The organism is Oceanicaulis sp. HTCC2633 (genome assembly GCF_000152745.1).
Lineage (GTDB): Bacteria > Pseudomonadota > Alphaproteobacteria > Caulobacterales > Maricaulaceae > Oceanicaulis.
Window position 1 is genome coordinate 1,897,063 of the sequence record NZ_CH672428.1, and the last position, 25,874, is coordinate 1,922,936.

Annotated in this window: 28 protein-coding genes; 14 read left to right on the top strand and 14 right to left on the bottom strand. The window is 64.1% G+C overall.

What is annotated here, in order from left to right:
* Positions 1 to 49: 49 nt before the first annotated feature.
* Positions 50 to 655 carry a peroxiredoxin family protein gene (locus OA2633_RS15380; protein WP_009802220.1) on the bottom strand — a complete coding sequence of 202 codons (606 nt, stop codon included), beginning with the start codon at positions 653 to 655 and terminating at the stop codon, positions 50 to 52.
* Between the two features lie 204 nt (positions 656 to 859).
* On the opposite strand from OA2633_RS15380, the gene OA2633_RS08980 reads away from it, so the two are divergent.
* Entirely contained in the window at positions 860 to 1,360 is a 501-nt protein-coding gene (locus OA2633_RS08980; protein ID WP_009802221.1) for a TspO/MBR family protein, read from the top strand.
* On the opposite strand, the gene OA2633_RS08985 is transcribed toward OA2633_RS08980, so the two are convergent.
* Positions 1,350 to 1,571: a hypothetical protein gene (locus OA2633_RS08985; RefSeq protein WP_009802222.1), complete on the bottom strand. Its 222-nt coding sequence runs from the start codon at positions 1,569 to 1,571 to the stop codon at positions 1,350 to 1,352. The genes OA2633_RS08980 and OA2633_RS08985 overlap by 11 nt on opposite strands.
* A gap of 321 nt (positions 1,572 to 1,892) precedes the next feature.
* On the opposite strand from OA2633_RS08985, the gene OA2633_RS08990 reads away from it, so the two are divergent.
* Positions 1,893 to 2,105 carry a cold-shock protein gene (locus OA2633_RS08990; RefSeq protein ID WP_009802223.1) on the top strand — a complete coding sequence of 71 codons (213 nt, stop codon included), beginning with the start codon at positions 1,893 to 1,895 and terminating at the stop codon, positions 2,103 to 2,105.
* A gap of 77 nt (positions 2,106 to 2,182) precedes the next feature.
* Here the strand turns inward: OA2633_RS08990 and OA2633_RS08995 are convergent, their stop codons facing one another.
* Both OA2633_RS08995 and OA2633_RS15385 read right to left on the bottom strand, forming a co-directional pair.
* Positions 2,183 to 3,316, bottom strand: a complete 1,134-nt coding sequence (locus tag OA2633_RS08995) for a serine hydrolase domain-containing protein (protein WP_009802224.1) — start codon at positions 3,314 to 3,316, stop codon at positions 2,183 to 2,185.
* 51 nt (positions 3,317 to 3,367) lie between these two features.
* Positions 3,368 to 4,942 carry a PfkB family carbohydrate kinase gene (locus OA2633_RS15385; protein WP_009802225.1) on the bottom strand — a complete coding sequence of 525 codons (1,575 nt, stop codon included), beginning with the start codon at positions 4,940 to 4,942 and terminating at the stop codon, positions 3,368 to 3,370.
* A 66-nt stretch (positions 4,943 to 5,008) separates the two neighbouring features.
* Here OA2633_RS15385 and OA2633_RS09010 point away from each other — a divergent pair, with 66 nt between their 5' ends.
* From OA2633_RS09010 to OA2633_RS15390, 3 genes are all read left to right on the top strand, one after another.
* Positions 5,009 to 5,854: a CoA ester lyase gene (locus OA2633_RS09010; RefSeq protein WP_009802226.1), complete on the top strand. Its 846-nt coding sequence runs from the start codon at positions 5,009 to 5,011 to the stop codon at positions 5,852 to 5,854.
* Positions 5,855 to 5,857: 3 nt separating this feature from the next.
* Positions 5,858 to 6,199 carry an arsenate reductase (glutaredoxin) gene (arsC, locus tag OA2633_RS09015; protein WP_009802227.1) on the top strand — a complete coding sequence of 114 codons (342 nt, stop codon included), beginning with the start codon at positions 5,858 to 5,860 and terminating at the stop codon, positions 6,197 to 6,199.
* Between the two features lie 84 nt (positions 6,200 to 6,283).
* Complete coding sequence (locus OA2633_RS15390; RefSeq protein WP_009802228.1) at positions 6,284 to 8,017, top strand: ATP-binding protein; 1,734 nt, start codon at positions 6,284 to 6,286, stop codon at positions 8,015 to 8,017.
* 5 nt (positions 8,018 to 8,022) lie between these two features.
* Here the strand turns inward: OA2633_RS15390 and OA2633_RS09025 are convergent, their stop codons facing one another.
* The gene (locus tag OA2633_RS09025) at positions 8,023 to 8,559 is read right to left on the bottom strand and encodes an NUDIX domain-containing protein (RefSeq protein WP_009802229.1); all 537 of its coding nucleotides are present in this window, start codon (positions 8,557 to 8,559) and stop codon (positions 8,023 to 8,025) included.
* A 119-nt stretch (positions 8,560 to 8,678) separates the two neighbouring features.
* Between OA2633_RS09025 and OA2633_RS09030 the strand changes: the two genes are divergently transcribed.
* Positions 8,679 to 9,239, top strand: a complete 561-nt coding sequence (locus tag OA2633_RS09030; RefSeq protein ID WP_009802230.1) for a MarR family winged helix-turn-helix transcriptional regulator — start codon at positions 8,679 to 8,681, stop codon at positions 9,237 to 9,239.
* 14 nt (positions 9,240 to 9,253) lie between these two features.
* On the opposite strand, the gene OA2633_RS09035 is transcribed toward OA2633_RS09030, so the two are convergent.
* The 5 genes from OA2633_RS09035 to ccmA all read right to left on the bottom strand — a co-directional run bounded on the left by OA2633_RS09035 (position 9,254) and on the right by ccmA (position 12,117).
* Positions 9,254 to 9,799 (bottom strand): DsbE family thiol:disulfide interchange protein, encoded by a 546-nt coding sequence (locus OA2633_RS09035; RefSeq protein WP_241760701.1) that lies wholly within the window; start codon positions 9,797 to 9,799, stop codon positions 9,254 to 9,256.
* A gap of 8 nt (positions 9,800 to 9,807) precedes the next feature.
* A complete protein-coding gene (ccmD, locus tag OA2633_RS09040) occupies positions 9,808 to 10,017 on the bottom strand; it encodes a heme exporter protein CcmD (RefSeq protein WP_009802232.1) in 210 nt (69 codons plus the stop codon).
* Positions 10,014 to 10,757 carry a heme ABC transporter permease gene (locus tag OA2633_RS09045; protein WP_009802233.1) on the bottom strand — a complete coding sequence of 248 codons (744 nt, stop codon included), beginning with the start codon at positions 10,755 to 10,757 and terminating at the stop codon, positions 10,014 to 10,016. Before OA2633_RS09045 ends, ccmD begins: the two co-directional genes overlap by 4 nt.
* Before the next feature lie 65 nt (positions 10,758 to 10,822).
* A complete protein-coding gene (locus OA2633_RS09050; protein ID WP_009802234.1) occupies positions 10,823 to 11,491 on the bottom strand; it encodes a heme exporter protein CcmB in 669 nt (222 codons plus the stop codon).
* Positions 11,488 to 12,117: a heme ABC exporter ATP-binding protein CcmA gene (ccmA, locus tag OA2633_RS09055; RefSeq protein ID WP_040612581.1), complete on the bottom strand. Its 630-nt coding sequence runs from the start codon at positions 12,115 to 12,117 to the stop codon at positions 11,488 to 11,490. The genes OA2633_RS09050 and ccmA overlap by 4 nt, the downstream gene beginning before the upstream one ends.
* 189 nt (positions 12,118 to 12,306) lie before the next feature.
* Here ccmA and OA2633_RS09060 point away from each other — a divergent pair, with 189 nt between their 5' ends.
* The 5 genes from OA2633_RS09060 (at position 12,307) to OA2633_RS09080 (ending at position 17,427) form a co-directional block, all read left to right on the top strand.
* Positions 12,307 to 13,014, top strand: coding sequence for a hypothetical protein (locus tag OA2633_RS09060; protein WP_009802236.1), 708 nt, complete (start codon positions 12,307 to 12,309; stop codon positions 13,012 to 13,014).
* A 234-nt stretch (positions 13,015 to 13,248) separates the two neighbouring features.
* Positions 13,249 to 15,927 (top strand): aconitate hydratase AcnA, encoded by a 2,679-nt coding sequence (acnA, locus tag OA2633_RS09065; protein WP_009802237.1) that lies wholly within the window; start codon positions 13,249 to 13,251, stop codon positions 15,925 to 15,927.
* Between the two features lie 143 nt (positions 15,928 to 16,070).
* Positions 16,071 to 16,505, top strand: coding sequence for a hypothetical protein (locus tag OA2633_RS09070; protein WP_009802238.1), 435 nt, complete (start codon positions 16,071 to 16,073; stop codon positions 16,503 to 16,505).
* A gap of 132 nt (positions 16,506 to 16,637) precedes the next feature.
* Positions 16,638 to 17,072 carry a hypothetical protein gene (locus OA2633_RS09075; protein WP_009802239.1) on the top strand — a complete coding sequence of 145 codons (435 nt, stop codon included), beginning with the start codon at positions 16,638 to 16,640 and terminating at the stop codon, positions 17,070 to 17,072.
* 70 nt (positions 17,073 to 17,142) lie between these two features.
* Positions 17,143 to 17,427 (top strand): YrhK family protein, encoded by a 285-nt coding sequence (locus tag OA2633_RS09080; protein ID WP_009802240.1) that lies wholly within the window; start codon positions 17,143 to 17,145, stop codon positions 17,425 to 17,427.
* A 6-nt stretch (positions 17,428 to 17,433) separates the two neighbouring features.
* On the opposite strand, the gene OA2633_RS09085 is transcribed toward OA2633_RS09080, so the two are convergent.
* The 4 genes from OA2633_RS09085 to OA2633_RS09100 form a co-directional block, all read right to left on the bottom strand.
* Positions 17,434 to 18,618, bottom strand: a complete 1,185-nt coding sequence (locus tag OA2633_RS09085) for a hypothetical protein (protein ID WP_009802241.1) — start codon at positions 18,616 to 18,618, stop codon at positions 17,434 to 17,436.
* A 93-nt stretch (positions 18,619 to 18,711) separates the two neighbouring features.
* The gene (locus OA2633_RS09090; protein ID WP_009802242.1) at positions 18,712 to 20,454 is read right to left on the bottom strand and encodes a DUF885 family protein; all 1,743 of its coding nucleotides are present in this window, start codon (positions 20,452 to 20,454) and stop codon (positions 18,712 to 18,714) included.
* A 51-nt stretch (positions 20,455 to 20,505) separates the two neighbouring features.
* Positions 20,506 to 22,170, bottom strand: coding sequence for a hypothetical protein (locus OA2633_RS09095; RefSeq protein ID WP_040612583.1), 1,665 nt, complete (start codon positions 22,168 to 22,170; stop codon positions 20,506 to 20,508).
* Positions 22,171 to 22,227: 57 nt separating this feature from the next.
* A complete protein-coding gene (locus tag OA2633_RS09100; RefSeq protein WP_009802244.1) occupies positions 22,228 to 23,091 on the bottom strand; it encodes an SDR family oxidoreductase in 864 nt (287 codons plus the stop codon).
* Between the two features lie 190 nt (positions 23,092 to 23,281).
* On the opposite strand from OA2633_RS09100, the gene sdhC reads away from it, so the two are divergent.
* From sdhC to sdhA, 3 genes are read left to right on the top strand one after another with little or no spacing between them, the layout of a single operon-like run.
* Entirely contained in the window at positions 23,282 to 23,686 is a 405-nt protein-coding gene (gene sdhC / locus OA2633_RS09105; protein ID WP_009802245.1) for a succinate dehydrogenase, cytochrome b556 subunit, read from the top strand.
* Positions 23,686 to 24,063 carry a succinate dehydrogenase, hydrophobic membrane anchor protein gene (sdhD, locus tag OA2633_RS09110; RefSeq protein WP_009802246.1) on the top strand — a complete coding sequence of 126 codons (378 nt, stop codon included), beginning with the start codon at positions 23,686 to 23,688 and terminating at the stop codon, positions 24,061 to 24,063. Before sdhC ends, sdhD begins: the two co-directional genes overlap by 1 nt.
* 14 nt (positions 24,064 to 24,077) lie before the next feature.
* Positions 24,078 to 25,865, top strand: a complete 1,788-nt coding sequence (gene sdhA, locus OA2633_RS09115) for a succinate dehydrogenase flavoprotein subunit (RefSeq protein ID WP_009802247.1) — start codon at positions 24,078 to 24,080, stop codon at positions 25,863 to 25,865.
* Positions 25,866 to 25,874 lie beyond the last annotated feature (9 nt).

Here is a 25,874-nt window from a genome sequence, read left to right on the forward strand (position 1 = left end):
TCTCCTCGGTTCAGCGCCGAGTGTCCCCATTGCGACCCGGGGCGCAAGGCTAGCGCGATTGAACCGCCGCCAGCACATCCTCGGCGGAGATGCGGGTGGCGTAGCCGCGCTGCTGGCCCAGACCGGCTTCGTGCCAGAACTTGGCGACGACAATCCCGTCGCGATCAATGACGAACGTGATGGGGTAAGGCACGCCATGGGCCAGATGATCGGGGTCAGCATAGATCGGGTCGCGCACGCCAAAGGCGTCAATGATTGCGCTGCCCTCATCGGACAGAAGCGTCATGCTCAGCCCGCGACGCTCCGCTGCCTGCGCCAGCGTTTCCGCCGGATCATAGGTCAGCACCGCAACGGGCCAGCCGGCGGCGTCGAAGGCGTCCACATGGGTCTGCAGTTCGAGGGTCTGCCGCAGGCAGATCGGGCACCAGTCGAGCGACCGGTTGAAGTACAGGACAAGGCCATTCTCTCCGGCCAGGTTTGCGAGGGTGCGCGTCTGGCCCTGCGCATCCACCCCCTCTAACGCCGGAACGCGTTCGCCCACAGCCGGGCCAAAATAGGCTGCGGCGTCAGCGGCCGCCTCGACCGGACTTTGCGCCTGGGCGCTAACCAGGAAGGCAGACAGCGCCAGACACAGGGCGAGACCGATACGCAACATGAGTCAGTCCTTGAAGGCTTGGCGGCGTCAGGGCCGGGTTTCACCCCGATCATGCCCCGTCCGCTGCATCAGGCATAGCAGCTGCGTCTCGCCTCAAGCGATTGTGACCTTACAGGGGCGTGGGCGCTTGCACTCTGGCCGGGGACGTAAACCATGCTAGTGTTCAGGGCGTATCCGGACAGGACCGCGCAGAGGAGGCGATCCGTGGCGACGAACATCTTCCGCAAATCCCGTCCCGCGTTTGGCCGTCTGGCCCTGTACCTCTTCATCTTTGTCGGCGCCGCTCTGGCGTTGAACGCCTGGATCTTCACCGGCCCGGCCATTCAGTGGTCGCGCACGCTGGAGAACCCGGACTGGTCGCCCTCAGGCGCGGTGATCGGCTCGGTCTGGGTCGGCCTCTTCGCCCTCATGGCGCTGGCCGCCTTCATTGTGGATCGCTATGGCGATGACCGGCACAAGGATTTCGCCAGGCTCGCCATCATCACCCAGTATGTCGTCTGCATGGGGTGGACGCTGGGCTATTTCGGCCTGCAAAGCGTCGCCAACGGCTTCTATGTGACAGTGGTCTCGCTGCTTCTGTGCATACCGGTGGCCCTGGCCGCCTTCCGCGCCGCATGGCTGGCGGGCGTCCTGATGCTCCCGCTCGTCGCCTGGCAGGCCTTCGCGCTCCTCCTGTCCTGGAGCACCTGGCGGCTTAACCTTTAAAGCCGCGCCAGACCGCGATCCCGAAAACGGCGAGCACCAGAAGTCCCGCGCCCATTTCCGCCAGGCTGATCCCCCAGAGCACCGGTTCGACAAGCGGGGCGAGTCCGCTCATCAGGCGCGCCGCAGCGGCGGTGACCCGCTCGCCGTGAAATCCGGCGCCGACCGCAATCATCACGAGAAAGGCCGCGCCGAACCCCGACAGGCGGATCATTGCGCCCGGATCGGACCCGCCCGAGCGGGGCGCGCGAGACTTAGCGCTTATGAATCTTCGTGTTCTTCGGCTCACCTGTCAGGCCCTAGTCCAGAGCGATCGCACGCTTAGGCTTTGCTTGTGAAGGGGGGCGTTTTCAGGCATAGTATTCGGGCACGAGCGGCTTGAACAAGGCCCGGTGAAGAGTATGGAAGACCCGAGTGCCTATCGCCTCTGACTTTGCCTTCCCCGACCGCAATCCGCACGCTGTGCGCGGGACGCCGTGTGCACTTACTACTGGCGTGGGACGCTGCGCGGACGGACGGGAAAGGACTCCTACCCATGACTACGGGTACCGTTAAATTCTTCAATACCGAGAAGGGCTTCGGCTTCATCACGCCGGATGAAGGCGACAAGGATGTGTTCGTGCACATCACCGCCGTCAAGGATGCCGGCCTGAACGATCTGCGCGACGGCCAACGCATTGAATTTGAAACTGAACCGGATCGCCGCGGCAAAGGCCCCAAAGCGGTCAACCTGAAGGCGATGGACTAATCGCTTTCCCGCCTGAAGCAAGACGCCGCGCGAGGCCTCTCGCGCGGCGTCTTTTTCATGAGAGCGCCTGACGGGCTTTACAGGCAGCGATAGGCCGCCTCGATCAGGGCCTTGGCGCGGGCATCGCCTACCAGCACATCCATCTGCCGGTTCATCACATAGGCGCCGGACACGCCCCGTTCCGGGTCCGCAAAGCCGCATGAGCCGCCAAAGCCGTAATGCCCCACAGCCTTTGGCTCCGGCCCGAATGCGCCGGACTCGCGGTTGATCATCACGCCGGCCGCGAAGGACAGATCAAAGGGCAGAACCCGGTCCGGCCCGTGCACGCGTTCCTTCATCGCCGCCTCGATCACCGCGCTGGACACGAAGGCCGCATCATCAAGGCGCCCCTGAGTGGCGAACGGCGCCATCAGCCGGGCGATGGCGGTCGCCGTGCCATGGCCATTGGCGGCGGGCAGCTCGGCGGAGCGCCAGGCGGCGGTTCCGCGCCGACCGGGCGAGGACCAGGGCTTCAGGAAAGCCGCGGACTTTTCAAGCGTCATGGAGCCCAGATGCGGCGGACGGGGCGGCAGGACATGCTCGGCCGCCCGCTCGTGCTCGCTTTCAGGCACGCCAATATGGAAATCGATGCCGCGCGGACCACAGATTTCCTCGCGCAGGATGGCGCCCACCGTGCGGCCTTTCGCGTCCGCCCGGCGCACCACCGCATCCGCAATCACGCCGTAGCTGATCGGGTGATAGCCGGAGCCTTCCCCCAGCGGCCACATGGGCGCCATCGCGGCGAACCGGCTTTCCATCAGCTCGCGGTCAAACCAGTCGGACGGCTCCATCTCTTCGGGATAGCCCGGCAGACCCGCTTGATGGGACAGGGCCTGGGCCAGGGTGACTTCGCCCTTGCCCGCCTGAGCGAATTCCGGCCAGACCTCTGCGACCGGCGCGTCATAATCGAGCCGCTCCTGATCAACGAGCCAGGCCACGACCAACGCCGTGATCGCCTTGCCGGTGGAGAAGACCGGAACAATTGTCTCCGCCGTCCAGGGCTGCTCGCCCTTGCGGTCTGAGTGACCGGCGTGAATATCAACCAGTATTTCTCCGTCGCGGATCAGCGTGAAGCCAGCGCCCAGCTCGCCGCGTTCGGAAAAATTCTCTTTGAAGGCCTCGGCGACCGGCTCGAAGCCCGACGCGAGATGTCCGTGGATGTCAGTGCTCATGAGCGATCAGGTATAGGCCCGCGCATCGGGTTTCAAGCTTGGACCGCGCGTCTAGGCGTGAATGGCCATGATCAGGCCCTGACTGTCTTCCGGAGGGCTGTCGGGCAGGCGTCGCGCTTCTCCCGCCGCGATTCTCTGGGCCGTCAGAACACACAGTCCCGCATCAACCAGATCATCAGGCGCGCAGAGAGACGACTTGAAGGGATGGGGCTCGAAGAGCGCTTCGGGCAGGCCTTCACGGATCAGTAGGTCCAGCCGCTCCTGCCGGCCCGCGCGGGTTTTCTTGCGATGGACCGCCGGCGCACCGGACAGGACCGCGAAGCTGACCTCGGGATGGGTCTCGAAGACCACGCCGCGTGAGAGATCCGGGGTCATCACCGCATCGATCTCACGAATTTTGGGGAACAGGTTGAACGCCTGCCTGGACAGACCCTGACCGCCTGCGGCGCGATTGAGCTGGTTCGCCTGCGCATAATCCGAGGCGGACAAGGCGATGCGCAGGGGCGAAGGAAAGACCGAGCTGCGCCGGGCGCCCAGAAGCTGACGCGCCTGCCGTTCACATGCCCGCCCGGGCGGGCTGGAGGGATGTTCTTCAAAGCCGATGGGCATGTCCACGGCGATCACTTGTGCGCCCCAGTCATAGGCATCCTGGAAGCGCTCGAACACCGCGCGCCGCGGCGCCTCGATCCCGTTGAGATCGACCATCACCCCGGCCCATCCGGCCTTGCAGCCATCGAGCCCCATCACCCAGGCCGGGCGATGCGCACCGACCCGACGCAGGGCGGGCGCGCGCAAGGCTGTCTGCAGGCTCGCGCGCGTCAGTCGCAAATCCTGTGTTTCACCGGCAAGACGCGTCTCGTCGAGCACATGAGAAATGCGCGCCATGGCCCGGGCCGCCGCATCTCGCCAGCGCGCGCCGGACAGCCGCTCCGCCAGGGCGCTGGCCGCGAACACGTCTCCCGTGCCGAACGGAGCCTGCTCAAGGCGCGGCATGCGGGCGCTGAAGGCGTCATCCGCCGTGACCGTGATGACAGAGATCTCGTTGAGATCTGCAGGCGCTGAGGTGCACAGGACGACCGGCGCAAGCCCTCGGGCGGCCTCCACCGCCTGCTCCGGAGAGTGCACGGGCGTCTGCGCGAGCCAGGCCAGCTCGAACCGGTTGGGCGTGATCACCGACGCCAGCGGCAGCAGCTCATCCCGGATGGCGGCCGCCGTCTGCGCGCTCACATAAAGCCCGGCGTCTCCGCCATCCGCCTCGCCATCGCCCAGGATCGGATCAACCATGACCAGGAGATCGGGACGGCTGGCGCGCGCTTGCGCGATCAGCCCGGCCGTGAGGCGGACCTGATCGGGGTTCTGGAAATAGCCCGTGAAGATGGCGTCCACGGCCTCTAGCGCGCCATTGGCCTTCACTCCGTCCAGGGCGGACCCCATGAGCGCGGTCGTCACAGGACCGCCTCCGGGAGCGCCCAGCGCCGGGTGTCGACCCAATATCACCGTCGGCACGAGGCAGGGTCTGATCGAATGCGCCGCTAGCACCTGCGCCGTCACCCCGCCGCCCACTTCGCTGGTGGCGACCAGCGAGCTGATGACAAGAACGGACGTCTGGGGAGTGGTGTCAGCCATGCGCCTTATGTATGCCTTTGCCTCATGATGGACGATTCCTCTCACACACTTCTGAACGCAAGACTTATGCGATCGGTCCTGTTCGTGCCCGGCGACAAGCCGCGCGCGCTGGAGAAGGCGGCCGGCCTGGGCGCGGATGCGATCATCCTCGACCTTGAAGACGCTGTCGCGCCGGAGCGCAAAAGCGAAGCCCGCGCCAACGCCAGGACCGCCATACCGGGCTTCCGGGCCGAAGACCTGTACACGGTATTGCGCATAGCGGAGCCGGCCTCGTCCGAACTCGGCGCAGACATCGAGACTGCAGCCGCGGCTTCGCCGGATGCCGTGCTGATCGCCAAGATCGAGACGCCTGACCAGCTCAGCGCCGTGCGCAAGCGGCTGGATGACGCCGGATATGCCGGCCCTGTCTGGGCTATGATCGAGACCCCGCTGGGGGTGATGAATGTGGAGGCGATCGCCCGGCAGGCCCGGCTTCATAGCCTGGAGGCGCTGGTGACGGGCTCCAACGACCTCGCCGAAGGCTTGCGTCTTCCCGAGAATGACCAGAGACGACAAACGCTGACGCCCTATCTGTCCCGCCTGGTTCTGGCGGCTCGGGCCATGGGCCTGACGGTCCTGGACGCGGTTTACAACGCCTACAGGGACGAAGCCGGTTTTGAAGCCGAAGCCCGCCAGGGTCGCATCCTGGGATTTGACGGCAAGACCTTGATCCATCCCTCCCAGATCTGTCCTGTACACCGCGCCTACACCCCTTCGGAGGCCGAACAGGCCTGGGCGCAGACCGTGGTGGACGCCTTTGCAGACCCGGCCAATGCCGGCAAGGGCGCTGTCCCGGTTGAAGGCCGAATGGTCGAACACATGCACTTGCGCGCCGCCCGGCTTGTCCTGGCCGCCGCGCACACCAAGGAGTGAGATATGGAATACTGGCACAATCCGCGCTGCTCGAAATCACGCGAGGCCCTGGCTCTGCTCGAACAGCACGGCATGCGCCCGACCATTCGCGAGTATCTCAAGGAGCCGCCGACCCCGGATGAAATCCGCTCCGTGATCTCCAAGCTGCGACTCTCCAGCGCCCGCGAGCTGATGCGCACCAAGGAAGAAGTCTACAAGGAACTGGGCCTCAAATCCGTCGAGGATGAAGACGCCCTGATCCAGGCCATGGCGGACAATCCCAAGCTGATCGAGCGTCCGATCCTGATCCGGGGCGAGCGCGCCGCGCTGGGCCGTCCGGTCGAGCAGATCCTGGATGCGCTCTGACCGCATACGACTTTTGGCGGAGCGTCACCAAGTTGCAAGACTTTTGGGTGCAGCCTGTAGGAGCGTTTCCGCCGGGGTCACACCATGGACACTCTCATCACGCTCGATGCGTATCAAAGCGTCGCAAGAAAACGCGCGCGCGAATTGCCCATGCGTATCGGCACCGCGCTGTTTGGCGCTTTTGTCCTGTTTTTCGCAGGTCTCAAGCTCTTCGCGCTGGGCTATGCCGTGCTGGCGGTCGCCTCACAGTGTCTGGACCACTGGATCGCTTCCAAATTCAGGGATGAGTCACGCACCGCACCGGTGACCCGCCCGGAAAAGATCTCGGCGAACCTGTCCATGCTGCTCGCCTCCATCATTTACTCCTCACTCAGCCTCGGGCTTTGGACGGCTTGGGGGCAGACGGGCGAATCCATTGCGCTTTTGCTGCTCTGCGGCTCTTTGTTCCATATCGCCGTCCACTCCAACGAGAACCTGTCCCTGACCCTGAGCGGAGGCGGACCGGCGGCGGCGTATCTGCTCGGTCTGCCGGCGAGCGCGCTGTTTCGCGATGGCGAGATGAATGTCGAATACTTGCTCGCCCTCATCGCCGCGACCTTGTTCCTGTTGCACTTCTTCATCGCCGCGCGGCGGTTCGGCGACGCCAGCCACCGCATCAAGGACGCCTACAGGCAAGCCGAGAAGGCGAACGCCGCCAAATCCCGCTTCCTGGCCAATATGAGCCATGAAATCCGGACCCCGCTCAACGGCGTCATGGGCATGGCCCAGCTTCTGGAGCAAACCGAGCTGGACGACCGGCAGCGCGATTATGTCCGCATGCTCAATTCCTCGGGCACCGCGCTTCGCGGCCTGATCGACGATGTGCTGGACATCTCCCGCATCGAAGCCGGCGAACTCGAACTCGATGACACCCCCTATCGCCCCGCCGACCTGCTGCGGAACACAGCAGACACAATCGCCAGCCAGGCGGCGAGCAAGAAACTCACGGTTGAACTCGATATCGCCCCCGAACTGGAAGCCCTCGTTGCAGGCGATGCGACTCGTGTGCTGCAGATCCTGACCAATTTCGCCGGCAACGCGGTCAAGTTCACCGATGTCGGCGCGATCGCGATCAGCGGCCGCGTCCTGGAGACCGGCCAGATGGAGCTGAGCGTGTCCGACACCGGTCCCGGCATCGCCCCCGACCAGGTCAAATCCATCTTCGAGCGTTTCAGCCAGCTTGATGACAGCGTGGGTCGCCAGCATGAAGGGGCCGGGCTCGGCCTGACCATCGCGCAGGAGATTGCTGTCCTGGCCGGCGGCGATATCGGCGTGGAGAGCGAGCTGAACGCCGGCAGCCGGTTCTGGGTCCGTCTGCCCCATCGCCCGGTGAAACCGGCGGACGCGGCGCACCCGGGTCTGTCCGATGCGAGCAGGGCGTCTGCCGCCGCACAACGGGCCCATCCCGAGCGCACCGCCCTCGTGGTCGAGGACAACGCCACCAACCGCAATCTGCTCACGTCGTATCTGGAAGGCGCCGGATGGCGCGTGCTCCAGGCCTCAAGCAGCGCCGAAGCGCTGGCTGAAATGGACAAGACCGACACGGATCCGGACGCGGTGCTGCTGGATCTGCACATGCCGGGCCTGTCAGGCGAGGATTTGCTGGTCCATTTCAACGCCGTCTATCCGGACATGCCCGTGGTCATCGTGACGGCTGACGTCACCTCCGGGACGGCCCAGCGCATGCGGGAGAAAGGCGCGGCGGACTGCCTGCCCAAGCCCGTCAATCTCGATCAGCTGGGCGCCCGGCTTGACCAGATGACCCTGAAGTCCGCCTGACGCGTCTAGAGCGGCTTGAAGTCCGGGCCCTGGGTGCGCATGGCGGGCGGCAGCTCGCGCCCATGCCCGGCGCGGAAGTCATCCAGCGCCCATTTCACGCTGGGGAAGGCGAGATCCGGCAGCGGCAGCGCCTCCCACTCGTACAGCGCAACCTCCCGGCTTTCCGGTCCGGCCGCGATGGATGGATCGCTCAACCGTGCGCGGAAGAAGATCTGGACCTGGGAAATGCGGGGGACGGAATAGATTGCCAGAACCCCCTCCAGCTCCAGCCTGGCGCACGCCTCCTCATACGCTTCGCGGCGGGCGGCGTCCTCAACGCTTTCGCCTTCTTCCATATATCCGGCAGGCAGAGTCCAGAAGCCCGAACGCGGCTCGATCGCCCGCCGACACATCAGCACGCGGCCATCCTCCGAGGTCGCCACCACGCCCGCCACAATCTTCGGATTGACGTAGTCAATGAACCCGCAGGTCCGACAGACGCGCCGTTCGCGATCATCGTCCTCGGGGACGACGTGATGGAAATCAGGCTCTTGCGCATTCATGGCGAAACCCTTGCATCATTAGGCGTTTGTTTGCCCCAATCCGTATCAGGAAGGACTTGTTATTGAAACGTCGTCAAACCCGGCTATGGTTGTTTTGTTCCGTCGCCGGAGGGTGAAATATGGCTGACGTACTCGATTTCGACCTCAACGCTTCGCCCGGGCATCTCATGCACCGCGCCCAGCAATTCGCTGCGGAACAGTTTTCCGAAGCCACCGGCGGCGTTCAGATCACTCAACGGCAATTCGCCGTGCTGTGCGCCGTACATGACCAGGAAGGGCTCACCCAGACCCAGCTGGTGCAATCGACCGGGATTGACCGCTCGACACTGGCCGAACTGGTTTCCCGCATGGCGGCCAAGGGCCTGCTGGTTCGGGAAAAGGCGCCGGGGGACGCCCGCGCGAACGCCGTCCGCTTCACCGAGGAAGGCCGCAAGCTGCACGCCACGGTCATCGCGGGCGCCAAGGCCGCAGACGAAGCCATCCTGACAGCCCTGCCCAAGAACAAGCGCGCGAGCTTTGTCGAAGCGCTCAACCGCATCGCCCGCGCCTCCGAGCTGGGCGCGGAAGCGGCGAAGGAAGAGGCCAAGAAGGCCAAACTCGCCGAGAAGGCCGCCAAGGCGAAGGCCAAGGGCGGCGACAAGAAAAAGAAGAAAAAGAAGAAGAAGGCCGCCGCCGAATAGGACGGTCCGACCGCTTACTCCGCCGCGCTCCAGTCAATCGGCTGGCCGCCCGCCGCGGCCCAGGGTCCGGCCATGCGCTGTATCCAGACGATATCGGTCACCGCGCCACGCCAGCGGGCGCGAATGATCCCGTCAGCATCCACGATGAAGGTTTCCGGCGGTCCGGTCACGCCCAGCTCGAACCCGGCGCGTCCTTCAGGGTCGGCCGCCAGCCCGGTGAACGGGTCGCCCAGCTGGTTGAGGAACTGTGCGGTATCCGCTTCGTCATCCTTGTAGACGATGCCGTAGATCGGCACGCCCTGATCGGACATGAACTCAAGATAGGGATGTTCGATCCGGCAGGGCGGACACCAGCTCGCCCACACATTCAGCAGATAGGGGCCTTCCACCGTCTGCGGATCATACCCTGTCTCGGCGAAGCTCACCGCTTCGAGCGGCAGGTCGAGATCACTGACGCGTTGACCGATGATCGGATCGCCGCCGCCCTCGGACGGACGCAGAAGCGCAATGGCGAAAATGGCCAGCAACAGGCCGACCGCCATCACCGGGAACCAAGTCATGATGTTCTTCATGCCGCATCCTCGTCGGCGTTCAAGGCGGCGCCGGGCTTCAGGGCGGCTTCCTGCGCTTCAAGACGCGCCAGACGGGCGCTGGCCGCACGACGACGGCTCACCGCCATGACCACAAGCCCGACGCTGCCCAGAAGGCTGAGCCCGTAAGACACCCAGACATAGACTGCGTAACCGTCCATGGAGAGGAAATCGATGAGGGCGCTCACAGCTCCGCCTCCAGTTCCAGACGCCGCTCGCGGCGGCGTTCCAGCGCTTCGGCCCGGCGCTCCATCATCATGGCGCGCATCTGGGTCAGCACGAGGGCGAGATAGAGCACGGTGAAGCCGAGCGCCATGATCGCCAGCGGCCAGAGCTGGGAGGCGTCAATCGTGGGGCCATCGAACCGGAAGACGCTGGCGCCCTGATGCAGGGTGTTCCACCAGTCTACGGAGAACTTGATCACCGGCAGATTGATCAATCCCGCCATGGCGAGAACGGCTCCCGCACGGGCGGACAGCTTCTCGTCCTCGATGGCGCCGCGCAGGGCCATGTATCCCAGATAGAGCAAGAACAGCACCAGCATCGAGGTCAGGCGCGCATCCCATACCCACCAGGCGCCCCACATGGGACGGCCCCAGAGCGATCCGGTCGCCAGGCAGATGAAGGCGAACACCGCGCCCGCCGGCGCAATGGCGCGGGCGGCGAGATCGGCGAGGTTATGCCGCCAGATGAAATAGACAAAACTCGCCCCGCCCAGCCCCGCATAGGCGAACATGGCGAGCCAGGCCGCCGGCACATGCACATACATGATCCGAACCGTATCGGACTGCTGATAGTCGCCGGGCGAGAAATACAGCGCCCAGGGCAGACCCACGGCGAACAGCACCGCTGCGACGCCCCAGCACCAGGGGATCAGGGCGCGCGCAAGGCGGTCGAACCGTTCAGGATTGGCGAAATAGCTCCACATAAACCGATCACCTAGCCGGGCCGGCCCCAACGGGCAAGCCGATGCGGCGCTGGGCCGCATGAAACCTATTCAAGACGCGCCTTCAAAGCCGCCGCCGCGCCGAAGGGCGCCAGCGCCAGCGCCGCCAGCGATCCCGCGAGCGCCATCATCAGATTGGGGCCTTCCAGCCCCGTCCCGTCCATCGCCGCCCGGCCTGCGCCCGCCGCGAACACCAGAAGCGGCACTTGCAAGGGCGCCGCGATCAGGGCGATCAGCAGCCCCGCCCGCTTCAGCCCCGCCGCCAGCGCGCCCGCAAAGGCGGCGATGAAGGCGAGACCCGGCGCCGCGAACGCCAGTCCCAGCGCCAGCACAAAGGCCGAGCCCACATCCATGCCGTAGGCGAGCCCGCCAATGAAGGCCAGCAAGGGCGTCGTCCAGAACACCGCCAGGATGAAGGCCAGCGTCTTCATGAATAAAGACAGCGCCAGTCCGACGGGTGACAGCGCATAAAGCTCCAGCGTGCCGTCGCTCGCATCTTCGCTGAAGATACGCTCGGCGGGCTGCAAGGTCGCCAGCAGCGCGGCAAACGCGATGACGCCCGGCCCTGCCGCCTGAAGCGTATCCGCATCCGGGCCAATGGCCAGCGGCGCGAGCGCCAGAGCGGCGAGATTGAATGCCGCCGGTCCCGCCGGCCCGCCGCCGCCCGCAAACGCCAGGCGAAGTTCGCGCGTGAAGATCGCTCCCAGCGCGCTCATCCCACACCCGCCGCGGTCTTGGTGGGGGCGGGACGCAAATCCTCGACCCGCGCGCCCGCCCAACCCAGATCCACATGGGTGGCGGCGATGACAATCCCGCCCGCCGCGCAATGCTGACGCACCAGCCGCGCCAGGCGCTCTCGCGAGCGCGCGTCAAGCGGGGCGGCCGGTTCATCGAGCAGCCAGACCGAACGGTTGGAGAGCGCAATCCGCGCCAGCGCGGTGCGCCGTTTCTGCCCCGCTGACAGCGTGCCGCAAGTCCGACGCGCCAGATGCGCCAGCGCCATCTCGGTCATCACCTGATCCAGCGTCTCGAGATCACCTCCATAAAGCCGCGCCCAGAAGGCCAGGGATTGCTCGACCGTCTCGGAGGGTTTGAGCGCGTCGGCATGGCCCAGAAAGGCGACCGACTGCGGATCGAGCGAGATCTCGCCCGCCACAGGCCGCACCAGCCCGCCCATGGCTCGCAGCAGCGTCGTCTTGCCCGACCCGTTCGGGCCCAGCAGCACCAGCGCCTCGCCCGGCTCCACATTCAGGGAAAACCCTGTGAGCAAGGTCTTTCCCCCACGTTCGAGGCGTAGACTGGAAACTGCAATGGGGGAGGGTGAGAAGGCGACGGTGCTCATGGGCTGAGACTTAGCCGCAGTTCGGGCACGGGTCCAAGGCTGAGATGTCGCACTCCCCCTGCATGTCCGGAACAGGTTTCTCGATTTGCGCCGAATCCATGCTTGTCGGCACAACACCCGGTTGCTACCGTTAACGAATAGTTAAACCGGCTCTGCCGTCTCATGATTTGCCATATCCGGGGGGATGATATGCAATCGAGTGACATCTATTCCGTGACGCTGCGCACCACAGGCGCTTTCGGCTTCGAAAGCAGCCATGGCGGCCATATCTACTATTTCGCCGGACCGGACTTTTCCTCCGCTTTCCAGATTGTCGAGAAAATCTATTCCGACATCAGCAATCTTGTGGACCGCGCCAACGTCAAACTGTCCAAGGGGTTTGAGAAGAAGGTCGCGGCCTGTTCGTCAGAAATCCTGATCGACATGGAAAACAAGATCAAAATCCTCAAGAAGACGACCCTGGAGTTTTACCGGTTCTCCCAGTTCACGCGGGATAGTCTGCTGGCGATCATCGAGATGATCCGCAATGGAGAGAACGCAGCCAACCGCATCGGCATCTTCCAGCGCGAATTCCTGCGTCAGCTCGAGAACCTGTATCTGTCCTACATGGACCGGCAAGGCACGATGGAGCTCGAAACCTACGAGCAGAAACGGCACATGCTGCATGACCGGAATCTCGACCCCAAGCATTTGCGCATCGTGGAATGCTTCTACAGCGATTTCACGATCCTGAAGAACAATCTCGGGACATTCTTCAATCACAAGCTCCAGCGCTCCTTCATGACCGACCAGAACGGGATCCATGTGAACTTCATCACCCTGCTGCTCGATTTTGAAGAGATCATCGACGATCTCGCCAGCGTCATTGTCGAGGTGGATCAGGCCTCCCGGGCCTGATCCCGCATCCGCCTCCTCCATCGCCATGCCGTCAGACCGCAACCTCCGCCCTGCGAATGCGTTGCGATAAATGCGTTTGAACCGCTTACGGCCTTCGGCTGCATTGCGGTGCAGCGCAGACAGTATTAAAACCCGCCCGAAACCTTTCCGTCGTGTGATCGCGCACGATACTCCGCCCGGTTCCGCCTGCACCCTCTCACTTGCGGCGGTCCGGCCCGACAACGAGGACCAAACATGGCTTCATTGGACAGCTTCAAGTGCCGTCGCGAAATGACGGTCGCGGGCAAGACCTACACCTATTTCGACCTGAAAGAGGCGGAGAAGAACGGCCTCGATGGCGTCTCCAAGCTGCCCTATACGCTGAAGGTTCTTCTGGAGAACCTGCTGCGCTTTGAAGACGGCCGCACCGTCACCAAACAAGACATTGAAGCCATCGCCGCCTGGACCAAGACCGGCAAGTCCGATCACGAGATCGCCTACCGTCCGGCCCGCGTGCTGATGCAGGACTTCACCGGCGTTCCGGCCGTTGTTGACCTCGCCGCGATGCGCGACGCCACCACCTCGCTCGGCGGCGACCCGAAATCGGTGAACCCGCTGGTGCCGGTCGACCTCGTGATCGACCACTCCGTGATGGTGGACTATTTCGGCAAGGGCGACAGCTTCGCCAAGAATGTCGAGCGCGAATACGAGCGCAATGGCGAGCGCTACAAGTTCCTCAAATGGGGTTCGAGCGCATTTGACAATTTCCGCGTCGTCCCGCCGGGCACCGGCATCTGCCACCAGGTGAACCTTGAAAACCTGGCGCAGACCGTGTGGACCAAGGAAGAAGACGGCGTCACCTACGCCTATCCGGACACCCTCGTCGGCACCGACTCCCACACCACCATGGTCAACGGCCTGGCCGTTCTGGGCTGGGGCGTGGGCGGCATCGAAGCCGAAGCGGCCATGCTGGGCCAGCCGGTCTCCATGCTGATCCCCGAAGTCGTGGGCTTCAAGCTGACCGGCAAGCTGCCCGAAGGCGCAACCGCCACCGACCTGGTGCTGACCGTCGTGGAAATGCTCCGTAAAAAAGGCGTGGTCGGCAAGTTCGTCGAATTCTTCGGCGCCGGCATCGACAATCTGTCGCTGGAAGACGCCGCCACCATCGCCAACATGGCGCCCGAATACGGCGCGACCTGCGGCTTCTTCCCGGTCGACAACGAGGCGCTGGACTATCTGCGCGCCACCGGCCGCGAAGAGGGCCGCGTGCAGCTGGTCGAGGAGTACTCCAAGGCTCAGGGCATGTTCCGCCCCGAGCGCAAGGATGATCCGGTCTACACCGACACGCTGGAGCTCGACCTCTCCACCGTCGTGCCGTCGCTGGCCGGTCCGAAACGCCCGCAGGACCGCGTGGCGCTCAACACCGCCGCCGACGCCTTCGCCAATGTTCTCAAGGACGAGTTCAAGAAGGCCGAGGAAGCGGGCAAGCGCGTGGACGTGGACGGCGAAGACTTCTCCATCGGCCATGGCGATGTGGTGATCGCCGCGATCACCTCGTGCACCAACACCTCCAACCCGTCCGTGATGCTGGGCGCCGGTCTTGTCGCGCGCAACGCGCTCAAGAAAGGCCTGAAGGTCAAGCCGTGGGTGAAAACCTCGCTCGCACCGGGCTCCCAGGTGGTCACCGACTATCTGGAGAAAGCCGGCCTGCAGGACGATCTCGACGCCCTCGGCTTCAACCTGGTGGGCTATGGCTGCACCACCTGTATCGGCAACTCCGGCCCGCTGCCGGCGCCGATCTCCAAGGCCATCAAGGACGGTGACCTCGTCGCGACCTCGGTGCTGTCGGGCAACCGCAACTTTGAAGGCCGTGTGAGCCCGGATGTGCGTGCGAACTATCTCGCCAGCCCGCCGCTGGTGGTCGCCTACGCCATCGCAGGCACCATGAACATCAATGTCGCCGAGGATCCGATCGGCGAGGATGCCGACGGCAACCCGGTCTATCTGAAGGACATCTGGCCGACCTCCGCCGAGATCGCTGAAGCGGTGCGCTCTGCGGTGACCCCGGAGATGTTCGCCAAGCGCTATGCCGACGTCTTCAAGGGCGACGCCATGTGGCAGGGCATCGAGACCTCCGGCGGCCTGACCTACGACTGGCCGGAATCCACCTATGTGGCCAACCCGCCCTTCTTTACCGGCATGACCACCGATGTGACCCCGCCCAAAGACATCGACGGCGCGCGCATCCTGGGCCTGTTCGGCGACTCGATCACGACCGACCACATTTCCCCGGCCGGTTCGATCAAGGCGGACAGCCCGGCGGGTCTGTACCTGCAGGACAAAGGCGTCGAACCGCGGGAGTTCAACTCCTACGGCGCGCGTCGCGGCAACCATGAAGTGATGATGCGCGGCACCTTCGCCAACATCCGCATCAAGAACCAGATGGTTCCGGGCGTGGAAGGCGGCGTCACCAAGCTGCAGCCGTCCGGCGAGGAAATGCCGATCTATGACGCAGCCATGAAGTACGCCGATGCGGACACCCCGCTCGTCGTCTTCGGCGGCAAGGAATACGGCACTGGCTCGTCGCGCGACTGGGCGGCGAAAGGCACCCGTCTTCTGGGCGTCAAAGCCGTGATCTGCGAGAGCTTCGAGCGCATCCACCGCTCCAACCTCGTGGGCATGGGCGTGGTTCCGCTGCAGTTCCAGAACGGTGAAAGCTGGACCTCGCTGGGCCTGACCGGCAAGGAAACCGTCTCGCTGAAGGGTATTGAAGGCATCAAGCCGCGCAGCGAAGTGACGCTTGAGATCACCTTCGAGGACGGCTCCAAGAAGACCACCCAGCTTCTGGCCCGGATCGATACCGAGAACGAGCTTGATTACGTCAACAATGGCGGCATCCTGCACTACGTTCTGCGTCAACGCGCCATGGCGTAAGACGCTCTGGCGTCTCTGACGAAACAAACCCCGGCGGAGCCATCCGCCGGGGTTTTTTCAGGCCGACGCGACTGGCAATCGCCATGCCGCAAGTTATTTCCATATTCTCGACCGACAGACGGGGCATCAGACGGCGGACCGACATGACTTTCACCACACGCCTTGATCATGCCCAACGCCTTGTGGTGTTCCACGGTAAGGAAAAGCTGTCGCAGGAAGAGCTGAGCCAGGCCCTCAAGCTCTTCAGGGATCCCGACTTTCCCAGCGATTACGACATTCTCAATCTCTTCGATGAGGACATACGGGTCGAGATCAATCACGACTCCATCGTCTCGCATGCAATCGAACGCCAGCGCACCCTGATCGAGCGTGAGCCCGGTCGACAGCTCCGGTCCGCCTTTGTCGCTGTGCCGCCGGCGCTGAAAGCGTTGCTGGATCTCTGGCCGCTTTTCTTTCCCGAGACGGATGGAAGCCTGCTGATCCGGTTCTTCGATACGCTGGAAGAGGCGCTGGCCTGGCTGGAGCGGGAACCGTTCGACGTGGCGGCGCTTGAAGACTTTCCGGTTCAGCCCCTCTAGGCCCAGCCGGCATGACCGAAGAACCAGTTCATCGGGGTTTTTCTTTCGCGCTTTCGTTGTAGTATCGAGCGCGAGGCGTAGATCACAACATCCTGACAATCGGGCTGAATCAGCCCATGGCGGCCCAAGCGCATGACATTCACCACTCGCCTCGATCATGGCCAGCGCCTGGCGGTCTTTCACTGGAAGGACACGCTCTCCCAGTACGATCTCAACCAGAATCTGCACGTGCTCAGGGCCCTCGACTTTCCGGCCCATTACGATCTCATCCATCTGTTTGACGAAGAGATTGATGTTCAGATCGATCACAACAACATCGTCGCCCATGCCATCGAGCGTCAACGCACCTTGCAAGAACGCGATATCACCCATCAGCTCCGCTCCGCCTTCGTCGCCGCGCCAGCCAGTTTGACGCTTCTTGTGGAAATCTGGCCGCTTTTCTTTCCAGAAACCGATCGGAGCCTGCTGATCCGGATCTTCGACACGCTCGACGAAGCGCTCGACTGGCTGGGGCGCGCGCCCTTTGACGAGACGACCCTTGAGGCCTATCCGCTTCGCGAGGTCTAGGGCGCACACGCCGGGAGCAAACCGCCCCGGCTGTGCGTTAGGCTCTCAGGCCTTATTGCGGGAGACGCCTTTGACCTATCTCTTTCACCCCGACAACCAGATCGACAGCGACGCCGGCAAGCGGATCTATGCCCTTTACGAGATCGGGTTCACGCTGGTTGATGTGGCCGCCGCCCTGTCCTTTCTTGTGGGATCGATCCTGTTTTTCTGGGCGGAGACAGAAACGGCGGCGATCTGGCTCTTCGTCATCGGTTCGCTGTTTTTCACGGCCAAGCCCATGATCCGGCTGGGGCGGGAAATCCACCTCTACCGCCAAGGTCATACGGACACGCTGGCGAGGGAAGAAGGCGTCTGAGTCCGGCTAGCGCGGCGCGATGACCAGTCCCAGCGTGCGGTTGTCGACAAGCTCGAACCCGGTCAGCACGCCCTCGGGAAACCCCGTGATCCAGGCGCGCTCCATCAGGCGGGTCAGCATGGGCGCCTCACGCCGCACCTCGACAAGGGGAAGAAAACGCCGCTCGCGCGGCGGTTCCGACAGCACGCCGGGCCCCGACACCACCACGCGCCCTCCGGTCATCACGGCGTGCTCCTCAAGGATCAGACGCGGCGGCGGCGCATGCGGATCGCTCAGCTCGAACCGGATCTCGCCCGCGCTTTGCTGGAAATGCTCGCAGATCAGACGGGCATCGCCTTCCAGCTCCACCACGCCGCCCTCATTCCTCAGCCTGTCCAGACGGGCCGGGACCCCCGCCCATTCGCCATGACCCCGACACTCATAGACGCCGCCCGGTCCGAGATGCACAGCAGCGGCATCCACCCCGCGCATGCGGGCCGGCGCATCGGCCTGGCTTGAGCCCAGCACGATCGCGCTGTCACTCTCCAGACGCGCCCGGCCTTGCAGACATTCAAGGCGGCTGTCGTCCTTCAGGGTCAGGCTCTCCACATAGGCGCGCCCGCCCGGCGTCATTGCAATGACGGATCCATGCTCGGCGGTCACGCTCTGATGAATGGCGCAGGGCTGGGCCCCGTCCGGGCACAGGATCAGCCGCGCCTCCCGCAAACCGACAGGCTGGGCGACCCGGAGCACGCCGCCGATCAGCAGCCCGCCCCGGGGCGTGGCGTCGAGGCCCTGGCTGAGCAGGAAATCTGTCCCGGCCGACACGCTCAACCCGCCCTTCTGCACCAGCAGGACGGTGGGCAATTCCGCGCCCGCCTCGGCGACCAGCCGGCCTTCGAAGACCTGATTGAGACCCCGGCCCAGGACGCGCAAGGAGAGCGCCACGACCGTGCTCAATCCCTTGAGCTGGACGCTGGAATAGCCCTGATCCTCGATATAGCTGCCGTTTGACGACGTCAGCCAGGCCGAGCGCAGGAACCAGCCCGCCGCCTTGGTCAGCTTAAACGGCTCGACCACATCAATGACGAAGGCGAGCCCGGAGTTCACCAGCTCGATCGCCCCGGCGTACTCAGCTTCATTGCGTATCGCGATGACGCCGTCATTGATGCGATCGCGCAGCTCGGAGGGTTCTTTTCGAGGTGACCGCATCCGTTCCGCCTTCGCCCTTGCCGGATGAAAGCGAGTATGGTCACCGCGCGGCGATAAGGCTTGAGCGACAGTGTCGCCCAAGCCTGGTCAGCCTTATTGCGCCTGATCCGCGATCCAGGCGCGCATCTTGGTTTCGAGATACCCAAGCGGCACCGCGCCTTCATCAAGGATATGATCGTGGAAGGCGGCGAGGTCGAAGCTTTCGCCCAGCTCGTCTTCCGCATCCGAACGCAGTTCGCGGATCAGCAATTCGCCGGTCTTGTAGGCCAATGCCTGTCCGGGCCAGCTGATATAACGGCTGACCTCATTGGTTATGTTGAGCGGGCTGAGGGCGGAGTTCTCAAGGAAGCAGGCCTCGGCCTCGTCCCGGCTCCAGCCATACCAATGGATGCCGGTGTCCGCGACGAGGCGGCAGGCGCGCCACATCTCATAGGTCAGACGACCGAAATGCTGATAGGGCGTCTCATAGATGCCCATGTCCTGACCGAGGAACTCGGTATAGAGCGCCCAGCCCTCGCCAAAGGCGGTGATATAGCCCTGGGTGCGGAAGTCCGGCACGTTTTCAAGTTCCTGGGCAATGGCGATCTGGTGGTGGTGACCGGGAACCGCCTCGTGCACCGTCAGCGCGGGCAGCTCATAGAGCGGGCGCTGGTCCAGCCGGTAGGTGTTGACCATATAGCCGCCCGCAATGCCCTGCCCTGCGTCGCCGGGCCAATAGCGCGCGGTGGTGTAATTGGGTGCGATGGCGGCGGGCACGGGCCGCACGCCATAGCTCAGCCGCGGCAGATGATGGAAGAAGCGGGGCATCTGGTCATCCGCCTGCTTGGCGAAATAGGACGCCGCCATCATCAGTTCGCGTTCGCTCTCGGCGTAGAACTGCGGATCGGTGCGCAGGAAGACGAGGAAGTCGGCGAAACTGCCTTCAAACCCGGTCTCGGCGATCACCGCTTCCATGTCCGCACGGATGCGAGCCACTTCGTCCTGTCCGCGCTGATGCACCTCTTCGGGCGTCATATCGAGTGTGGTGTGCTGGCGCACCAGCGCCCGATAGAAGTCTTCACCGCCCGGCAGGGAGCGCGCGCCCAGCGTCTCGCGCGCGGCGGGCATATAGCTCTGCGTGAAGAAAGCGTGCAGCTCACGCAGCGCCGGAAGCGCCTCGGTTTCAACTGCTTGCACGGCTTCTGCCATCAGGCGTTCGCGCTCGGACGCTAGGATCGTTTCAGGCAGATTGCGGATCGGGGTGAGCAGCTCGCTCTCCTCGGCGGGGGTGATCTGCGCCTCGATCTGGTCGGCGACACCCTGCAGAATGGCGCGCGGCTGGGTGAAGCCGGTCTCGATGCCGCGCTCCAGCCAGGCCTGCTGCTGGGCGAAGTATTCAGGCAGGGCGTTGAGCTTTTCGATCCACGCTTCGGCCTCCTCCACCGTGCGCACGCGTGTGGTCAGAGCGGCGAAGCTGGCGGTGGTGTGAAAGCCGCTGTCATTGGTGAACGGGATCATCGCCGTGGTCATGGACGGGACGGCGACCGCGCTGTCCAGCTCATAGGCGAGCACGGCGTAATTGGCCTGCTCATCAGCGGGAAGATCATTGGGTTCGATGGCGTCGATGCGGGCGTCAAACCCCGCCATGCCTTCATCCCAGCGCTCGATCGCCTCAATGCTCATATCCGGCCAGGAGGCGGCGGCCTCGAGATCGCCCGCCCGGGCGCGGGCGCCCAGATTGCGCTCGGCGTTGAAGGCTTCATAGTCCGCGATCAGATCACGGAAGTCCTCGACCGGCGTGGCGAAGGCCGGCGCGGCCAAGGCCAGCGCGCTGATGGACGCCAAGGCAATACGCATGAGCGAACTCTCTCCCCTTTGTGTAGGGGAGAGAGTGTCGCCCCTCGTGGTTCAGTTCAAGCCTGCGAGCGCGGCGCGGCAAGCCGCCTCATCGCCAGAAAAGGCGATCTGCTGGACTCGCAGCACCTCGCCATTGGTGGGCCAATAGGCGATGTCGCGCTCCTCGCCCTCAACGGTGCGGATGCGCATGACGCTTTCCACTCTGGCGTCGCCATAGGCGCCGCCCACGCGCTGGACCATGAACATGCCCGGCTCGAAACCGGCCGCTTCCGCACTCGAGTCCGGCTCGACCGCCGTGATGATCCGCTCGCCGTTTTCATTCTCGCCCAGCGTGAAGCCATAGACGAAGACCGGCTCGTCCTGTGTCTCGACCGGGCCGCAACCGCCAAAGGCCTCTTCAGGCAGCCAGATCATCTCGCCATCCATGATGTGTTGCTGATGCAGATGGCTCAGATCGACGCCCGTCACGGCTTGGGCAACCTCGATGAAGCGGGACGGGGCCGGGCCATCTTCGGCGCTGTCGAGCATGGCGTGCATGACGTCATCGAGATCCTGCGCGCCATCGGTCTCTTCCCGAATTCGGGCATCCGCCAGCGCCGCAAACACCTGACCCCGCAGATAGGGCAGTCGCTGGATGTCCGGATTGGTCCAGAAACCGTCCAGAATGGCGTCATTGGATGCGGTCCTCACCGGCGAGCTGGCATAGTCACGCAGGAATTCATTCCATTGCGCCACGCCCTGCTCGGCCGTGAAGCTGCCGCCGCGCACGCCGGCGCGAGTGGTCAGGAAATCCGTGAAGCCTTCGGAGAACCAGTAGCCTGCCGGCTCCTCCGTCTCACCCTCCAGCGGGCCGCCCAGGCGCTTCACATTCCAGGTATGGGTGTGCTCATGGGCGAGGATGCGTTTGACGGTGTCGATCTCGGCATTCGTCGTGATGAACATGGCGAAACTGTCCGCCAGATTGGTGCCGCCAATGCTGATCCAGTCCGGCTCCGCCTCGAGCGGCAGCACGGTGACAAGATAGGGTTCGCCCGAAGCGTCCCAATACTCAAGGTTGGCCTCGATCACATGGGCGAGATTGTCCATCAGGGTCTGGTCATCGATCTCCAGCGCGCCCCGCAGGGCGACCCGCACCGGCGCACCGCTGATCTCCTGGGTCATCACCCGAAAATCGCCCGCGACGATGACACTCGCCATCAGCGCATCCACATCCGCCACGCCGTGCTCGAGATCAGACGCCAGCGCCCAGCCGTCCGGCGCATTGAACGCAAACGAGATCGTCTCATCCTCGCGGCTGTTATCGGGCAGGATGACAAAGGTATTGCCGATCAGGTGGACGAAGTCAGGCTGCACGAAGGGGCGATAGGAATCATCCCCCGCGGCGCTGGGCGCGCCCTCACGATCCTGGATCACCTGATAATCAAGGGCAATCGCCGCCCCCGGCGCATGGGTGAGGGTCCAGCTTTCCGGGCTGTCGCCGGGCGTCAGGACCGCGTCCTCCCCGCTGGCGCTCAAACCGGTTATGCCGGTCCAGAGCTCATCCTCGCCGCCCCAGAAGCTGGGCAGGCCCAGGATCGTCTCGCCATCTTCATCACCCAGAAACGCCACATGGACGTGGACTTCCGGCCCATCCGCCGCCTCTTCAATGGTCAGCGTATACGCCAGTTCCGGACTGGCCGCCTGCAGCGCCAGAGCCGCAATCATTCCCAGAGCCATCAAGCCCTCCCCCGTTAGCCTGTCGCCATAAGAAAGGGCGAAGTGCGGCGGCGCCAGTTACCGTTTGGACAGGCTCAAACCCAAAGCCTTGGCGATAAGTCGGTCCAGACTACGCCGCGGCAGGACTTTCATCAGCGCCATCTCGAACCGGTTTCTGATGACAATTGTGTTGAGCTTGGGCCTTTTGTCGGTCAGCGCTGTGTGAATGGCCTCCGCGACCCGGACCGCGGGCAAGGCCTTGTCCGCTTCAGCCCTGACCGCCTTGAGAATTTTCTGAATGGGTCGCGCATAATCAGTGTGCGCATAGGGCTCGATATCCATTGTCTCCGCCTTGTCCCAAATCGGCGTCTGGATCGGACCCGGATTGATCGCCACCACATCGATCCCATAGAGCATCAGCTCCCGGCGCAGGCCCTCGGTGAAGGCTTCGAGCGCGAATTTCGAACAGGCATAAGGCGTCAACATGGGCGTCGCCTGAAACCCCGCCACCGAGGAGATGTTGACGATCCGGCCCGGCTGTCCGTCAAAATCCGCACGCGCGCCCATGAGCGGGGCGAACGCCTGGGTCACCCGCAACTGACCCGTGACATTCACATCGAGTTGTCGGGTCATCTCTTCGGGCGGCAAGTGAAGGAGCGGGCCCGCAACGGCGATTCCGGCATTGTTCACCAGCCCGTCGAGCGTCTGACCTTGCAGGTCATTTTGCACCTGCTCAGCGGCTGATTTTATTATGCCTGCATCGGTGACATCGCAGAGAACCGGATACACAGACGCGCCCAGCTCGGCGCTCAGACGCTCGGCGTCTTCGGGTTTCCGGACTCCGGCATAAACCCGCCAGCCCTTGTCCGCCAGATACTTGGCGCTCGCATAGCCGATTCCCGTGGATGCGCCCGTGATCATGACGCGCTTCATTTCAGACATGTGACCTCCCCAGTCGCCACGCTCGCAGATCAAGTCCAGTCGCCGCGAGAGGCGCGCAACTGAGAACCGTTTGCAAACACAGCAGCAATCCACACTTTGGTGTGCGTTGACGTTAACCCGGTGCGGATTATTGTCACGCCCGAGTTCCGAGCTGACGGGGCTAATGATTTAATTTAGTGGGGGCCCTTCCATGGCCAAACAATCTGTCGATCCCCGACCGATTTCTCCGCACCTTGAAATCTGGCGCTGGCACGCGACCATGGCGTCGTCCATTTTTCACCGCGCCACCGGCGTCGGCAATTATATCGGCGCCATCTTCCTGACCCTCTGGCTGGTGCTTCTGGCCGCCGGCCCGGACGCTTACGGGGGCTTCGAAGCGCTGATGGCCGGCCCGCTCGGCCTGCTGGTCAAGCTGGTGCTGTTCCTCTTCACCCTGTCCCTGATCTATCACCTCATCAATGGCGTGCGCCATCTGGTCTGGGATGCGGGCAAGGGCTTTGAACCCAAATTCGCCAACACCGCCTCCATGGCGATCATCATCGCCTCCATCCTCGTCACCGTGGCGATCTGGCTTCTGTCCGGAGGGCTGATCTGATGGCTGATTTCCGCACCCCCCTCGCCAAGGCTCGCGGCCTGGGCTCCGCCAAGTCCGGCGTGGGTCACTTCATCGCCCAGCGCGTCTCCGCCCTGGCCCTTGTGATCCTGGTTCCGCTCTTTGTCTGGGCCGTCGCCAGCCTGCCGGGCGCCGATTACGCCAGCGCCTATGCTTTCGTGGGTTCGCCCTATGGCGCGATCCTGACGCTCCTGACGCTCACCGCGGCGCTTTATCACATGCGCCTGGGTCTTCAGGTCGTCATTGAGGACTACATCCACAAACCTATGTCTAAAGCCCTGCTGCTGATCGCGAACACGCTGATCTGCGCAGGTCTGTGGGTCGCCGCCCTGTACGCCGTGCTGGCGATTGCAAGCTGAGAAGGACGACTTGAATGTCCGCATATGAATGGACCGACCATACCTTTGACGTTGTTGTCGTGGGCGCAGGCGGCTCCGGCCTCCGCGCCGCCCTGGGCGCCGCCCAGGAAGGCCTGAAGACGGCCTGCATCTCGAAGGTTTTCCCCACACGCTCGCACACCGTCGCAGCCCAGGGCGGCATTTCCGCCTCGCTGGGCAATATGGGCGAGGATGACTGGCGCTGGCACATGTACGACACCGTGAAGGGGTCGGACTGGCTGGGCGACCAGGACTCCATCGAATATCTCTGCCGCCACGCGCCGAAAGCCGTGTACGAGCTCGAGCACTGGGGCGTGCCCTTCTCGCGCACCGAGGATGGCAAGATCTATCAGCGCGCCTTTGGCGGCATGACCCGCAATTTCGGCGAAGGCCCGGTGCAGCGCACCTGCGCCGCCGCCGACCGCACCGGCCACGCCATCCTGCATACGCTGTACGGCCAGTCCCTGCGCCACGCGACCGAGTTCTTCATCGAGTATTTCGTACTCGACCTGATCATGGATGAGGACGGCGCCTGCCGCGGCGTCACCGCCTGGAAACTCGACGACGGCACCCTGCACCGCTTCCGCGCCCAGAAGACCATTCTGGCCACCGGCGGTTATGGCCGCGCCTATTTCTCCGCCACCTCCGCGCACACCTGCACGGGCGACGGCAACGCCATGGTTCTGCGTGCGGGTCTGCCGCTGCAGGACATGGAGTTCGTCCAGTTCCACCCCACCGGCATTTACGGCGCAGGCTGCCTGATCACTGAGGGCGCACGCGGCGAGGGCGGCTATCTGACCAACTCCAAGGGCGAGCGCTTCATGGAGCGCTATGCCCCGAACGCCAAGGACCTCGCCTCCCGTGACGTGGTCTCGCGCTCCATGACCATGGAGATCCGCGAAGGCCGCGGCGTCGGCGAGCATGGCGACCATATCCACCTGCACCTTGACCACCTTGATCCGGCCATTCTGGCCCAGCGCCTGCCGGGCATTTCGGAAAGCGCGAAGATCTTCGCCGGCGTGGATGTGACCAAGGAGCCGATCCCGGTGATCCCGACCGTCCACTACAATATGGGCGGCATCCCGACGAACTATCATGGCGAAGTGCTCACCAAGGTCGGCGGCAATCCCGACCAGGTCGTGCCCGGCCTGATGGCGGTGGGCGAAGCGGCCTGCGTGTCCGTGCATGGCGCGAACCGTCTGGGCTCGAACTCGCTGATCGACCTCGTGGTGTTCGGCCGCGCGGCCGGCCTGCGCTGCGGCGAGACCGTGGAAGCGGGCGCCAGCCAGCCTGAACTGTCGGAGAAGGCGGGCGCAGACACCCTGTCGCGCTTTGACAAGATGCGTCACGCCGATGGCGGCACCAAGACGGCCACCCTGCGCCTCGACATGCAGCGCGCCATGCAGGAAAACTGCGCGGTGTTCCGCACCCAGGAAGTTCTCGACGAGGGCGTCACCCGCATCGCCGAGGTCTACAAGGGTGCAGCCGATATTCGCGTCAACGACCGCTCGATGATCTGGAACACGGACCTGGTGGAAGCGCTGGAGTTTGAAAACCTCATCGCTCAGGCCTCGGTGACGGTGAACTCCGCCGCCGCCCGGACCGAGAGCCGCGGCGCGCACGCGCGCGAGGATTATCCCGATCGCGATGACGCGAACTGGATGAAGCACACCCTGGCGTGGATCAATGAAGACGGCTCGGTCAAACTCGATGACCGCCCGGTTCACGAATACACCCTGTCCAACGACATCGCCTATATCGAGCCGAAGGCGCGGGTCTACTAAGACCCCGCC

What these genes read in the sequence shown, in the direction of transcription:
- OA2633_RS09010 (WP_009802226.1), top strand. Translation starts at nt 5,009, where the DNA reads ATGCGATCGGTCCTGTTCGTGCCCGGCGACAAGCCGCGCGCGCTGGAG.
- OA2633_RS09035 (WP_241760701.1), bottom strand. Translation starts at nt 9,799, where the DNA reads ATGACTTGGTTCCCGGTGATGGCGGTCGGCCTGTTGCTGGCCATTTTC.
- ccmA (WP_040612581.1), bottom strand. Translation starts at nt 12,117, where the DNA reads ATGAGCACCGTCGCCTTCTCACCCTCCCCCATTGCAGTTTCCAGTCTA.
- OA2633_RS09090 (WP_009802242.1), bottom strand. Translation starts at nt 20,454, where the DNA reads ATGCGTATTGCCTTGGCGTCCATCAGCGCGCTGGCCTTGGCCGCGCCG.
- sdhC (WP_009802245.1), top strand. Translation starts at nt 23,282, where the DNA reads ATGGCCAAACAATCTGTCGATCCCCGACCGATTTCTCCGCACCTTGAA.
- OA2633_RS15385 (WP_009802225.1), bottom strand. Translation starts at nt 4,942, where the DNA reads ATGGCTGACACCACTCCCCAGACGTCCGTTCTTGTCATCAGCTCGCTG.
- OA2633_RS15390 (WP_009802228.1), top strand. Translation starts at nt 6,284, where the DNA reads ATGGACACTCTCATCACGCTCGATGCGTATCAAAGCGTCGCAAGAAAA.
- OA2633_RS09095 (WP_040612583.1), bottom strand. Translation starts at nt 22,170, where the DNA reads ATGGCTCTGGGAATGATTGCGGCTCTGGCGCTGCAGGCGGCCAGTCCG.
- sdhA (WP_009802247.1), top strand. Translation starts at nt 24,078, where the DNA reads ATGTCCGCATATGAATGGACCGACCATACCTTTGACGTTGTTGTCGTG.
- OA2633_RS09060 (WP_009802236.1), top strand. Translation starts at nt 12,307, where the DNA reads ATGCAATCGAGTGACATCTATTCCGTGACGCTGCGCACCACAGGCGCT.
- OA2633_RS08995 (WP_009802224.1), bottom strand. Translation starts at nt 3,316, where the DNA reads ATGAGCACTGACATCCACGGACATCTCGCGTCGGGCTTCGAGCCGGTC.
- OA2633_RS08985 (WP_009802222.1), bottom strand. Translation starts at nt 1,571, where the DNA reads ATGATCCGCCTGTCGGGGTTCGGCGCGGCCTTTCTCGTGATGATTGCG.
- OA2633_RS09075 (WP_009802239.1), top strand. Translation starts at nt 16,638, where the DNA reads ATGACATTCACCACTCGCCTCGATCATGGCCAGCGCCTGGCGGTCTTT.
- OA2633_RS09045 (WP_009802233.1), bottom strand. Translation starts at nt 10,757, where the DNA reads ATGTGGAGCTATTTCGCCAATCCTGAACGGTTCGACCGCCTTGCGCGC.
- OA2633_RS15380 (WP_009802220.1), bottom strand. Translation starts at nt 655, where the DNA reads ATGTTGCGTATCGGTCTCGCCCTGTGTCTGGCGCTGTCTGCCTTCCTG.
- OA2633_RS09050 (WP_009802234.1), bottom strand. Translation starts at nt 11,491, where the DNA reads ATGAGCGCGCTGGGAGCGATCTTCACGCGCGAACTTCGCCTGGCGTTT.
- OA2633_RS09070 (WP_009802238.1), top strand. Translation starts at nt 16,071, where the DNA reads ATGACTTTCACCACACGCCTTGATCATGCCCAACGCCTTGTGGTGTTC.
- OA2633_RS09085 (WP_009802241.1), bottom strand. Translation starts at nt 18,618, where the DNA reads ATGCGGTCACCTCGAAAAGAACCCTCCGAGCTGCGCGATCGCATCAAT.
- OA2633_RS09025 (WP_009802229.1), bottom strand. Translation starts at nt 8,559, where the DNA reads ATGAATGCGCAAGAGCCTGATTTCCATCACGTCGTCCCCGAGGACGAT.
- sdhD (WP_009802246.1), top strand. Translation starts at nt 23,686, where the DNA reads ATGGCTGATTTCCGCACCCCCCTCGCCAAGGCTCGCGGCCTGGGCTCC.
- OA2633_RS09100 (WP_009802244.1), bottom strand. Translation starts at nt 23,091, where the DNA reads ATGTCTGAAATGAAGCGCGTCATGATCACGGGCGCATCCACGGGAATC.
- acnA (WP_009802237.1), top strand. Translation starts at nt 13,249, where the DNA reads ATGGCTTCATTGGACAGCTTCAAGTGCCGTCGCGAAATGACGGTCGCG.
- arsC (WP_009802227.1), top strand. Translation starts at nt 5,858, where the DNA reads ATGGAATACTGGCACAATCCGCGCTGCTCGAAATCACGCGAGGCCCTG.
- OA2633_RS09030 (WP_009802230.1), top strand. Translation starts at nt 8,679, where the DNA reads ATGGCTGACGTACTCGATTTCGACCTCAACGCTTCGCCCGGGCATCTC.
- OA2633_RS08990 (WP_009802223.1), top strand. Translation starts at nt 1,893, where the DNA reads ATGACTACGGGTACCGTTAAATTCTTCAATACCGAGAAGGGCTTCGGC.